Origin of the sequence: Kiloniella laminariae (genome assembly GCF_027214005.1) — a bacterium.
In the GTDB taxonomy this organism is placed as follows: domain Bacteria; phylum Pseudomonadota; class Alphaproteobacteria; order Kiloniellales; family Kiloniellaceae; genus Kiloniella; species Kiloniella laminariae_A.
This window is the reverse complement of the sequence record NZ_JAPWGY010000002.1, coordinates 127806-139778: the sequence shown is the minus strand read 5'-3', so window position 1 is coordinate 139778 and position 11973 is coordinate 127806. Positions and strand designations below refer to the sequence as shown.

9 protein-coding genes are annotated in these 11973 nt (G+C 49.0%); 5 read left to right on the top strand and 4 right to left on the bottom strand.

Annotated elements, in window-relative coordinates; genetic code table 11:
• Positions 1-38: 38 nt before the first annotated feature.
• Positions 39-866, bottom strand: a complete 828-nt coding sequence (locus O4H49_RS05380; protein ID WP_269422411.1) for a sugar phosphate isomerase/epimerase family protein — start codon at positions 864-866, stop codon at positions 39-41.
• Positions 867-1206: 340 nt separating this feature from the next.
• On the opposite strand from O4H49_RS05380, the gene O4H49_RS05375 reads away from it, so the two are divergent.
• The 3 genes from O4H49_RS05375 to O4H49_RS05365 all read left to right on the top strand — a co-directional run bounded on the left by O4H49_RS05375 (position 1207) and on the right by O4H49_RS05365 (position 4810).
• Positions 1207-2106: a ribokinase gene (locus O4H49_RS05375; protein ID WP_269422410.1), complete on the top strand. Its 900-nt coding sequence runs from the start codon at positions 1207-1209 to the stop codon at positions 2104-2106.
• A gap of 1 nt (position 2107) precedes the next feature.
• Positions 2108-3061 carry a nucleoside hydrolase gene (locus O4H49_RS05370; protein WP_269422409.1) on the top strand — a complete coding sequence of 318 codons (954 nt, stop codon included), beginning with the start codon at positions 2108-2110 and terminating at the stop codon, positions 3059-3061.
• 186 nt (positions 3062-3247) lie between these two features.
• Entirely contained in the window at positions 3248-4810 is a 1563-nt protein-coding gene (locus tag O4H49_RS05365; protein ID WP_269422408.1) for an alkaline phosphatase family protein, read from the top strand.
• 20 nt (positions 4811-4830) lie between these two features.
• On the opposite strand, the gene O4H49_RS05360 is transcribed toward O4H49_RS05365, so the two are convergent.
• Positions 4831-7191, bottom strand: a complete 2361-nt coding sequence (locus O4H49_RS05360; RefSeq protein ID WP_269422407.1) for a methyl-accepting chemotaxis protein — start codon at positions 7189-7191, stop codon at positions 4831-4833.
• An 861-nt stretch (positions 7192-8052) separates the two neighbouring features.
• Between O4H49_RS05360 and O4H49_RS05355 the strand changes: the two genes are divergently transcribed.
• On the top strand, positions 8053-9465 hold the full coding sequence (locus O4H49_RS05355) for a peptidoglycan DD-metalloendopeptidase family protein (protein ID WP_269422406.1): 1413 nt from the start codon (positions 8053-8055) through the stop codon (positions 9463-9465).
• Entirely contained in the window at positions 9446-10168 is a 723-nt protein-coding gene (locus tag O4H49_RS05350; RefSeq protein ID WP_269422405.1) for a bactofilin family protein, read from the top strand. Before O4H49_RS05355 ends, O4H49_RS05350 begins: the two co-directional genes overlap by 20 nt.
• Positions 10169-10193: 25 nt before the next feature.
• On the opposite strand, the gene O4H49_RS05345 is transcribed toward O4H49_RS05350, so the two are convergent.
• Together O4H49_RS05345 and O4H49_RS05340 are read right to left on the bottom strand one after the other, a co-directional pair.
• Positions 10194-11177 carry a threonine ammonia-lyase gene (locus O4H49_RS05345; RefSeq protein ID WP_269422404.1) on the bottom strand — a complete coding sequence of 328 codons (984 nt, stop codon included), beginning with the start codon at positions 11175-11177 and terminating at the stop codon, positions 10194-10196.
• 67 nt (positions 11178-11244) lie between these two features.
• Complete coding sequence (locus O4H49_RS05340; RefSeq protein ID WP_269422403.1) at positions 11245-11952, bottom strand: haloacid dehalogenase type II; 708 nt, start codon at positions 11950-11952, stop codon at positions 11245-11247.
• Positions 11953-11973 lie beyond the last annotated feature (21 nt).

Below are 11973 nucleotides of genomic sequence, written 5' to 3'. Positions count from 1 at the left end.
TTATGATTTTGCTGTTCTGTCTGGGGCAAGCGGTTTGTTCAGGCGGCTTTATCTTTCATGAGTTTCCTCAGGTAAGAGACGCTTTCTGAGAGATCGGAGGCAACGATACCTTGAGTGTTCGTGCCTTTTATTGGCGAAAAAGGATTTGGTCCTGGTGCATTTATTTCAAGAATGACAGGACCTTGATAGGAAATGTCATCAAGTGCCCTGAATTGTGAAACAAAGTCGATATGTCCGCGACCGGGAACTTCCCGGTTAGAATCTGCGATATGGTATAGCCTCAGTGATGCACCAGCCTGATGAAGGCTTCTGGCCGGATCAGGTTCTTCTATGTTCATGTGATAGGAGTCGAGTAAAAGTGCGAGGTTTTCCTGCTCGGCTGACAAGAGCAGGGTCTCAGCCTCTTTATAGTTTCTGATCTGGTGGGTTTCGTATCGGTTCAGAACCTCAAATACGACGGAGATGCCTGAACTCTTTGCCCGTTTACAGATGGATATGAGAGAAGACAGGAGGAGCCGGTCTTCCTCTGCCCCGTCGGTTTTTGCGGTAATCCGTCCGACCAGACCATGGCAGGAAATAACAGGGGCGCCAATCTGACAGGCGTAATCAATCAGCCAGTAATAACAATCAAGGGCTTTGTTTCTGATAAAATTGTCCGCAATCGAGATATCGGCATCGGGGGGAGTCAGGGAAAAAACCATGAGCCCATGATCTGCAAAGATCTCACAGGCTTCCCGGGCATTTTCCACACCCATCACCGGATTATATTCCACACCATCAAGTCCGGCAGATTGCCAGACCTGTGCAATTTTCCGAATGTCTGTGTCACCAAAAATCCAGCTGCACGCCCCGATTTTTCTGAGCATTTTTTTATTCCCCGTTGCCCGCATCAACGCATATTGGAATGATTTTATTTTATTCTTATTATTTAGAATATTTATTCCATAATGATGTTTTGCAGATGGAAGTCAAGATCTTTAGTTGAAAAAATTCATTATTGTGATTTTCGATCAAAATGAGCATGTCTTTGTGGTCTTGTGGCAGCTGGATACAAAGGCGATTGTTGCCGGATTTCCTTCATAAAAACTGGGAAATGATGAAATTCGGGGCAGGTCAGACAGGAGAAAAGGTAATTTGTTGTTTCTCTGGGGCAAGGCTGTGTATGATCGGCAAAATTGAAATCTGTTATTTACGAGAAAGCTTACTGTGCAAAAAAAGACCATTATTAATGTGGGGTCTATTAACGTCGATCACGTATACCGGGTCCCTTATTTTGTGAAGCCCGGAGAGACACTTCCCACTATTTCCTATCAACGGGTTTTGGGCGGAAAAGGAGCCAACCAGTCAGTTGCTCTGGCTCGGGCTGGAGAGAAGGTAAGGCATGTCGGGGCGATTGGTGAGGACCATCGCTGGATTCTTGATGAATTGTCCAAAGCCGCGGTTGCTGTTGATGACATCACTGTTGCTGATGTCCCAACAGGCCATGCGCTTATTCAGGTCGACGATAATGCGGAAAACTGTATTCTGCTTTATCCGGGGGCTAACCATGCGCTGGCGCTGGATGATATCGGGGGAATTTTCAAAACGGCAGAACCGGATAGCTGGGTTTTGTTCCAGAATGAAATGCCCAACCTTGGCGAGATGATTGTTCTGGCCAAGGCTGCCGGAGCCAAGGTTGCTGTGAATCCGGCGCCTTTTGACACGGCGGCGCGGGATATCCCTTTTGACAAGATCGATCTTCTAATCGTCAATGACATCGAAGCCGAAGAACTGGCAGCTTCTCTCCCTGGTGGTGACGAGCAAGCTCTGACCCGTCTTTGTCCGCTGGTCATAATAACCCGGGGTACAAAGGGGGCAATTTGCCATTCTGCTGGAGAAAACATTGAAGTTCCCGCTTTTGTTGTCGAGGCTGTTGATACGACCGGGGCCGGGGATACATTTGTCGGATATATACTTTCGTCACTGGCAAGCGGGATGAATATTGCCAATGCCATGCAGCGCGCCAGTGCGGCATCAGCTCTTGCCGTGACCAAACCTGGAGCTTCCGTTGCAATCCCGACTTCTGCAGAAGTCCAGGCATTTATTGATAAGCAGAACGAGGCCTAAGATGAAAAATCCAGTAATTTTTGATACAGATCCCGGTATAGACGATGCTTTTTCCATTCATCATGCCCTGTATCACCCCGAGATCAATCTGATAGGTCTGACAACCGTCTTTGGAAATGTACCCGTTGAGATTGCCGCGAAGAATGCCAGAATTCTTGTTGAGATGGCTGGGCAGGATATTCCTGTGTTCAAGGGCGCTGCTGGCCCGCTTGTGGCAAAACATAAGGGGTTCCCTGATTTTATTCATGGCGCAGATGGTTTCGGCGATATCAATCTTCCCGATCCCAAGGGATCGATAGAGAAAACCTTTGCCCCGCAGTTCATTATTGATTCAGTCCGGAAGCAGCCGGGCGAAGTTACCATTATCGCTGTCGGCCCACTGACAAATCTGGCCATGGCACTGCGCATGGATCCGGGTATTGCCCCCTTGGTCAAGGAAGTGATCATTATGGGGGGGACAGCCAAGGAATATGGCAACATGTCTGCCGTGGCTGAAGCGAACATTTTTAATGATCCTCATGCGGCCGATATCGTTTTCAGAGCTGACTGGCCGATGGTAATGGCAGGGCTTGATGTCACCCATCAGGTTATGCTGCTGCGTAAAGATGCGGAAGCACTGGCAAAGACAACCCCCCGCATTGGTGGCTTTCTGCTTAATGCCGCTGATCTTTATTTCCGGTTTTATCAGGGAATATTCGGCATTGATGGCTGCTATTTTCACGATCCCTGTGCAACAGCCTATTATGTAAATCCTGAGCTGTTTGGCACAGTTGCAGCTTCTGTCCGGGTCAGTTGTGAAGGCCCGGCTTTCGGGCAGACAATTATCAAGCCTGCCGGGCATCCAAGTCCCTCAACGGAATGGGACGGCTGCCGTCTGCACAAGATCTGCATGCAGGTAGACGAAAAGCGTGTGAAGGAAGAAGTTCTCGGCACGATTGCCAGATATGCAGACTGATTAACTTTTACGATAATTGTCGAGTTGAAAGGGTGGCGATGAGCCACCCTTTTTTACTGGTGGACAGTATAGCCGTACCAAAGTGGATCTATACTCTGCTTTATCGCATGGTGTTAAATTCCCAACTCGGTAATTCAGTAATAAAGCTCTTTCCAAACCCAAGAGACCAGAAGCAGAGGTCGTGTCATGGCAAAAAACGAGATCAGAAACATCCTGTTGATAACAGCGGATCAATGGCGGGCTGACTGTCTTTCTTCAGCCGGACACATGGTGCAGACACCCAATCTGGACAAACTGGCTGCCGATGGTTTGGCCTTTCGCAAGCATTTTACCCAATGTCTGCCCTGTGGTCCTTCCCGAACCTCTTTGTTGACCAGCATGTATGCGATGAACCATCGACATGTTCAGAACGGGACACCATTGGATGCAAACTTTACCAATATTGCCAAGGAAGCCCGCAAGAAGGGCTATGACCCCATTCTTTATGGCTATACAGATACGCCAGCGGACCCCCGTGGTCGTGCCGAGAGTGATCCGGATCTTCTGACTTATGCAGGAGTGATGCCTGGTTTCCGAGTTGGATCACTGGTGAGCGAAGAGCTGGCGATTGACTGGTTTGGCCAGCTGGAGCGAGAAGGTATCAGCCTGCCTGAAAACCAGTTCGATATCACAATTGGCAGCCATGATTATCCGGGAACAAAGGCCAGAGGGCACTCTTATGCCCCCCCCGGGTACGGCAAGGAAAACAGCGATACGGCTTTCATTGCGGACAAATTGGTCGATTTTATCAAGGTCTACAGGCAACCCTGGTTTGTTCATGGGGTATTCCTTCGGCCACATCCCCCGCTTTTTGCACCGGAGCCTTATAACGCAATGTACGACCCTGCAGATGTGGCTTTGCCACACCGGGCAGAAACGGTTGCAAAAGAACAGGAACAGCATCCCTATCTTGAACAGGCACTGGAGAAAATGGCCGAGAGCGGCAATTATATGGGACATGAATACAATGTGCGGGACCTGCCTGATCACGAGATCCAGCAGATGCGCGCAGCATATTATGGTTTGATTTCTGAGGTGGACGATCAGCTCGGACGGGTGATTCAAACTCTCAAAGATACGGGGCAATATGACAATACCCTGATTATCTTTACTTCTGATCATGCAGAACAGCTGGGGGATCACTGGCTCTGGGGCAAGTTGGGGTATTTTGACGAGAGCTGCCATATTCCCCTGATTATTCGTGACCCACGCAAAGAGGCAGATGCCTCAAGAGGCCAGACTGTCGAAAGCCATTTCACCGAAGCGGTTGATATTATGCCGACAGTTCTTGATCTGATCGGCAGCACAGTACCGATGCAATGTGACGGGCACTCCCTGAGATGTTTTATTGAAGGGAAACAGCCTGAGAAATGGCGTTCGGAAGTACATTGGGAATACGATTTCCGCGATCTCAAGAACTTTAGCCTTGAGCAGAAATTTGATCTGACCAGCGACCAGTGTGTCATGACAATTATCCGGGATGACTGCTATAAGTATGTTCACTTTACAGCCTTGCCACCCCTTCTTTTCGACCTCAAGAAAGATCCTGAGGAGAGTGTCAATCTGGCAAAAGATCCCGGACACTTTGAGGTCGTTTTACGCTACGCTCAAAAAATGCTGAGCTGGCGTCAGAACTATGCCGCACGGGGCATGAGCCACATGCAGATCACCACTCAGGGGATGATCAACAGGCAGTATAGCCGGATTTGATGGGCGCGTGCGTGTTCCCGTCAGGAGGTCTTGTCGAGCAGATTCTGGTATTCGGTGAGACGTTCGTTGAGTTTGGTTGCTTCTTCGCCAAGTTCCTTTGAGGTACCGAGCAGGCTTTGCGCCGAGGTGCCGGTATTAAGGGACTGGCTGTGGACGGCATTTACAAGCTCGACAATCTGGTGGGAGCCCTGAGCCATACTTTCAATGTTCTGGGCAATTTCGCCAGCAGCACGGTCCTGTTCATTAATTGAATCTGAAATCTTGTTCTGGGTCTGGCCGACCTGTTTCATAACAGTATCGATGTTCTTCATGGTGTCGGTTGTTGCCTGGGCATGTTCCTGCAGTTCGCGGATCATTGCAGCCACCTGATCTGTGGCCGAAGCGGTCTGTTCTGCCAGGGCTTTGACTTCGGATGCGACAACACCAAAGCCGCGTCCGGCTTCACCTGCCCGGGCTGCTTCGATTGTGGCGTTCATGGCCAGTATTTTTGTCTGGTTGGTGATCTTGGTAATAAGTTCGTTGATCTGGTTGATCCGGTCACTGGAATTTTTCAATTCGGAAACAGTTTCCGAGGCCTTGCTCAGGTGCCCAATCGCCTCGTTCGACGTATTGCGAGCGCGATCTGATTCCGAGTTTATCGTGCGGATATCCAGAGACATTGTTTCTGTGGTTTTGGTCACACCCTGAGCAGAATCATAACCGTTTTGGGCAAGGTCCTGGGCGTTTTTAGCCTGTTCCGTTACTGTATTAGACTGATTGTTAAGGGACGTTGATGTTTGTTCAAGATTTTGTGACAGGGCGCTGACCCGATCTGCGACCCGTCGGACGTTATTGATCAGATGGCTGGCTGCTTCACGGTTGGTTTCCCGATCCGTCACATCAACCCAGGTTAGCATACTGGCTTTGATGTCACCGGAGCTGTCTGCTACTGAAGACGCTGAGACTTCAAGCTGTTGATTCCGGACTTTGACAAGCTGGGTTGTTGGCAGGTTTTCAGGATTAATAATCTCGGCATAAGCTGCGTTCTCCAGGCCAAAGAAATTACCATCTGCCCCGCTGATGTCCTGATCGGGGTTATCCGTGTTGATAAACTGGCGGGCCTTAAGGTTAGCAAAGGAAATACGTCCTTCCAGGTCAATCATGACGGTAGCCATCGGGCTGGTCTCAACCATGTTCTGGAGCTGAAAAACCTGGGATACGCTGTTGCTCAGCCGTGCCAAAGCGTTTGCCATGGTCCGGAATTCATCGGGGCCAACAGTGGGAGGGGCAACATCGACATTGCCATCACTGATACTGGTCATGGCTTTGGCAAAAGCCTTGAGCTTGCCAAACACGGCAAATCTAAGCATGAGAAAGGCAAGAAGCCAGGTAATCAGGAAGACACCTGCGAGCACCTTGATCGCGTCTTCGGTAAGGTCACTGGTTCCCTCTGCAAAATCACTGACGTCTCGAACCAGTGTTGCCCGGGCCCAGGTTTTTCCATTATTGCCGGGGATCGTGATGGTGATGTTTGCAATCGAGCCGACCAGTGTAAGACCATCTTCGAATTCTACTGTTTTGTTTGTCGACTCATCTGTTGCTACAGCAGGATCCGTCGCTGGTTCAGCCCCATTCTCAGCACCAGTCGTTGCTTCGGCAGTACTTTCTTCTGTGTTTACCTCTTCTGCTGTTTCCGTCTCTACGACCTCAGGCTTTGGCCGTTCTTCATGGAAGGCGTAGCCAGTGTCCTTGTTGGATGGGTCGTAAATGGTTATATCAGCGCCAAGAGTTTCACTCAGCCCACTCAAGTATTGCATCGGGTCGGTAACCAGTTCAACAAAACCGGTAACCTTGAAACCGCCAACGGGAAAGATCGTTGAATGAAGTGGTCTGCCATTCGCGTCGGCCCAGATATAGCTGACGGGCTTTCGTTGTGCGCCCTTGTCGCGGTTTTTAAGTTCCTCAAGAATGAGTGCTGTATCTGTAACGCTGCCGTTCTGTGAGGAAACAATCAGGTCCATCTCGGGTGTGTAAAAATGAGTGGAGATCAGCGAGATCTCACCGTTCTGTATTTCTTTGTTATCCCGGTACCATTTGTCAAACAGGGCAACTTCAGCAGGGTCTTTTCCGGCAATCGCTTTAACCAGGCGGGATTCCCGCGCCCAGTCTGAACCTGCCGTATAGAGGAACGGTTCGTATTTTTGGCGAATACGCTCTTGGATCATCAGACGAAACTGGCTGGCATTCTCTCTGTTCAGGGTCTCGAGTGAAAAGTTTTTATACTTCTCAAAAGACCAGAACTGAGCAGCTACGATTGCTGCTGAAGCCAACAGTCCGATAATCAGGAGGATCTTCCGCAAAGTCCAGATGGTTGTTTTTGACGGATGACTGGACTCGGGCATGGAATTTTACCTCTGCTGGTTGCACGTGATTTCTTATGCTGCAAATTTGTTCATACAAGTGTTGCGATAAGGTAAATAAGTTTACCTAGTGCATATATTGAAGATGGTTATGCAGCTTATTGGTTATTTTTGTGGTTGCATGGAACATTATTGGTCGTAAATAGAGAGGAGTTTGGTTTGTCCTGATCGATCTCTTGTTTTGCTGGATCTTGGTGAACTGCTGTAAAATATTACAGAATTTAAGGGGATTGGCTATATTGATTTTCGAGGATTATCAGCAGAATCAGAGAGGCCTGGTCGAATCCGGGATGAGTTATCCGGGCAGAGGCAGTCATGCTGTAATGTGAGGGTAATAAAAAGTTGCAGTATCTATTATAGATAGCCTGAAATACTTATGCCTGCCTCAAGGAAAAGCCAAATTTTATGAAATGAACTTTTGGAAAGAGCCTGAATACGCAGCCAGGTTTTTTGAAAACAGCCTTTTTTACGTCACAAAATTAAACTACGTCCGGGTCCTGGATATTGAGACATCCTGGCACACTATTGCTTTCTCTTTGAAAGCTGGCGCATGATCGGGTATAAATTCGTCCCATAATTCTTTTTGAAATGTTTTTTGTTCCTTTCGCCCTTGCAGGATTTGTTGCCTGGGGAGACGTCGGGGTATCAGATGAGGGGGTAGTGAAGGTGAAGGCTTTCACACATAGGGTCAGTTCAGTAATAGACCGATTTTTCGCACCACGCGAGATTCATATTCGATCTCATGATCGGGTCCGGTTCATTCGACTTACTTCCGGTTTCCAGAAGAGCATCACTGTCTGTGCTCTCGTTTTGTCCAGCTGGGTCATGTTTACTTCAGGCACTATGCTGGCAACGGAGCAACGCCTGGCTGACAAGGACAGTGCCATAGAGGAACAGAAGATTGAATATTTCAGCCTTCTGCAGCAGGTTGGTGAATATCATAACGAATTTTCCAAGATTACAAAAAACTTGCAGGAAAATCAGGAACAGCTCCTGAGTTTACTCGATGGCGATCACATCAGTGAAGAAACTGCTGCTGAGCAGGTCCATCTGAAAAGCTCGGAAGATGAGCGGGCGCGGGTTGCACTGGCGCGTCAGGCACTGGAAGATAAATTCAAGCAGTTTGAAGGGGACCTGGAATCGATCGCAGGAAAAAACCTTGCTTTGGAAACACAGGCAAAACAGCTGAGGCAGGTTCTTGAAACCTCGGAAGAAGAACGCAGTAAAGCCGCGCTGGCGAAAAAGATGATGAGTGAGAAACTCGCTGAAGTTCAGACAGAACTTGAGCGATTTGTTCAGAAAAATGCATTGCTGGAAGATGAAAAGCAGGCTCTCGATAACAGTCTTGATGAGCTGAATGATGAGCTGGCAAGTTTAAAAGGGCAACTTTCTGAACGGGCAGAACTTGTCGCAGAACAACAGGCCCAGATGACCTCTTTGCTGGAAGGCAAACGTGTCGCCCTGCAAGAAGCTGAGAAAGTTGGCCAGAAACTGCATGAAACAGCCTTGTATTCTGAACAGCTGGAAAATGAAAATACCGAACTGGCTAATGAAGTTGATTCTCTTAAAAATTCTCTTGTTGAAGTTTCAAATATCCAGCTCGAGCTGGTTGAGCGCCTGACTGAACGTTCAAAATCAAGCGTGGATGTGATCGAGAAGACGGTGGCCATGACCGGGCTTAATCTGGAAACACTGTTAGGATCTGACAATCTCGAAACCGGGCAGGGAGGTCCTTATATCCCGCTTGAGGACAATCAGGAAACTGCCGAGCTTGAAGCCTCTGTTGCTTTGCTGGACATGCAGCTCGTTCGCTGGGAAGCCTTGCAGGATGTTGTTGGCAAGCTGCCCTTGACGACGCCATTGGATCAGTATCGGGTTACCAGCTCTTTTGGCAAACGCCGCGATCCGGTGACGGGCAAAACCTCGGTGCACAATGGCCTTGATATGGCTGCGCCAATGAAATCGTCTATTTATGCTCCCGCACCAGGCAAAGTCGTGTATGCTGGCTGGCGAGGACGCTATGGCCGTATGGTTGAAATTGATCACGGTAATGGTATCAGAACGCGTTATGGTCACCTGAGAAAGCTGCTGGTTACCCAGGGGCAGGAAGTGGCTCATAATGAAAAGATCGCTCTTTTGGGCAATTCTGGCCGCAGCACCGGGCCACATGTACATTATGAGATACTTTTTAATGGCAACCCTGTAGACCCCCGTAAATTTCTATTGGCAGGTAAAAATGTTTTCAAAGTCCAGTAAGGCTAATGTTAAAACCGGAAAAGCAGATTCCTCGAAAAGACTGGAAACATCGGGTATTCCCTCAATTCTTAGTCCTGATTTGAATTTGGTTGGTGATCTGACCTCATCCGGAGACCTTCAGATTGATGGCACTGTTCAGGGTGATATTGTTTGCCGTTTTGCCACGATTGGCGAAAAGGCCGTCGTCAAAGGGTCTGTTAAAGCTGAGGAAATCCGTGTCTGCGGGATGGTCCAGGGCCAACTTAATGCTGATGTCATTTCCCTTGCCAGCACGGCCAAGGTTGTTGGTGACATTCTTCACAAGTCGATAGAAATAGAAGCCGGTGCTCACGTTGAAGGGCAGTTCCGGAGAGTTTCTGAAGACACAAAAGCTGAAGATCAGAAGGTTACAGCGATCTCGCATCAGTCCATGGCCCAGCTTGGAAATTCAGATCAGACAAAAGATGCGTTTGTATCGCCAGCCAAGCCAGCGGAAGTTTCTTCAAATTCTGGCGGGGCAACCGGCACTTCATCTTTTGCGACCGGGAGTAACGGATCAGGGACGTCTTCTGTCAAGCTCGGCGAAAACGCAGGCTATAGTGGATCCTCGTCCTCTTCTGTGTCTTCTGGTTCTGTGTCTTCTGGTACAGAAAAAACGGACGACAAGTCGCCCGAAAAGAAATCATCTGTGGTCAGCTCTTCTTCTTGGGGCAGCTCAAGCTAAGATCGGGTTCTGCTCTGTTTTGCTTCTAGACAAGCAACAGTTTCTTAAAGGTTTCCGTATCGACATTTCCTCCCGAAAGGGTGAGGGCAATCGCCTTTCCCCTGGTATCGATCTTGTTGCTTAGAACACAGGCGAGTGCAACGGCACCGCCTGGTTCAACAACCAGTTTGAGGGTGCGAAAAGCAAAGGTCATGGCGGCACGGACTTCCATTTCCGATACAGATAACCCCCGGTCGAGTAATCCCAAACTGAGCTGAAAGGTCAATTTGCCAGGTGTTGGGGTGAGGATCGCATCGCAAATGGACCGGGCTTCGGGAGAGTTTTCTACCCTTCTGGCCGCGGTGAGGGACTTGGCCATATCATCGAAATTTTCCGGTTCGGCGCTATAGATCTTGGTAAAGGGCGACAGCTCGTTTAATGCCAGGGCAACACCAGAAACAAACCCTCCACCGCCACAGCAGACAATGGCAGAATCCAATTCAAGGTCGAGTTCTGCTGCTTGCTCGGCAATCTCAAGTCCACAGGTACCTTGCCCGGCAATAATATTCCGGTGGTCATAAGGGGGAACAAATATGGCGCCGGTTTCCTGCAGAACCTTGTTGCCAATTTCTTCGCGGGAATCCCGAAAACGATCATAGAGAATAACCTCTGCGCCAAACTCGCGGGTATTCTCGATTTTGATCTGTGGGGCATCCTTGGGCATGATAATGGTGGATTTGATCCCGAATAACTGGGCAGAATAGGCAACCCCCTGCGCATGATTGCCGGATGAATAGGCCACAAGCCCGGATTTCTGGGCTGTTTCATCCAGTTGACTGATAAAGTTGTAAGCACCACGGAATTTAAAGGAGCCTGTGTGCTGCAACACTTCAGGTTTGATCAGAATACGCCCCCCAGTGATCCGGTTCAGCTCGGCATTTTCCAGAAGCGGTGTCCGCACGGCTTTGCCTTTCAGGCGCTCTGATGCCTCGAGCACGTCACTGAAGCCGGGAAGCATATTCTGATGCATGTTGTTTGATCCTTGTTTCCGGGGTGTGCGAATTTTTGATCAGGGGATAAAAAACATTCGTGTAATTTTAACCAAGGGGTATGAGTTCCGAGAGGCTTTTAATGGTCAGGTCCGGTCCACCAGGGAGTACTTCTGCCGGGTGGTTGAAGCGATTTATCCAGGCTACCCGGAAGCCAAATGAGTTTGCTCCTGCAACGTCCCAGGCATTGGCAGAGACAAAAAGAATTTCTTCGGCACGACACGTTTTGTGTTGTCGGCTCATGTAATCCAGTACCAGCCGATAGACATTGGGACTGGGTTTGTAGATTCCAATCTTGTCGATACTCAGGGCAGCATCAAGGTATTTGTCCAGCCCAGCGAAGGTCAGGGCTTCCCCCAACATTCCTTGAGATCCGTTGCTGAGTACCAGGGTCGTGTGTTGTTTTTCTTTCAGGAACTCAAGCGTTTCAAGAGCATCACTATAGGCCAGGAGCTCTCGGTAGAGATTCATCAAACGGTCATGACGTGCTTGATCTTCCATATCATGACAGCGCAGAGCATAAGTCAGGGCATCAGCAGTAACCTGCCAGAAGTCTGCATGTTTGCCCATCAGACTGCGCAGCCAGCTGTACTCGAGCTGTTTGGTGCGCCAGGTTTCAGAAACTGCAGGGGCAGCGTCACCGAGATCATCAAGGGATCTCGATACAGTAGAATGAACATCAAGAAGGGTGCCATAGGCATCAAAAACAAAGGCTTTGATTGCAGGCTTCTGAACCTGCGGGTCCAATTGTTTCATCCTCGATTATCCTTCTGCTGA

Coding starts and splice junctions, on each gene's coding strand:
- O4H49_RS05380 (WP_269422411.1), bottom strand. CDS start 866: ATGCTCAGAAAAATCGGGGCGTGCAGCTGGATTTTTGGTGACACAGAC.
- O4H49_RS05370 (WP_269422409.1), top strand. CDS start 2,108: ATGAAAAATCCAGTAATTTTTGATACAGATCCCGGTATAGACGATGCT.
- O4H49_RS05365 (WP_269422408.1), top strand. CDS start 3,248: ATGGCAAAAAACGAGATCAGAAACATCCTGTTGATAACAGCGGATCAA.
- O4H49_RS05360 (WP_269422407.1), bottom strand. CDS start 7,191: ATGCCCGAGTCCAGTCATCCGTCAAAAACAACCATCTGGACTTTGCGG.
- O4H49_RS05355 (WP_269422406.1), top strand. CDS start 8,053: ATGCTGGCAACGGAGCAACGCCTGGCTGACAAGGACAGTGCCATAGAG.
- O4H49_RS05350 (WP_269422405.1), top strand. CDS start 9,446: ATGTTTTCAAAGTCCAGTAAGGCTAATGTTAAAACCGGAAAAGCAGAT.
- O4H49_RS05345 (WP_269422404.1), bottom strand. CDS start 11,177: ATGCATCAGAATATGCTTCCCGGCTTCAGTGACGTGCTCGAGGCATCA.
- O4H49_RS05340 (WP_269422403.1), bottom strand. CDS start 11,952: ATGAAACAATTGGACCCGCAGGTTCAGAAGCCTGCAATCAAAGCCTTT.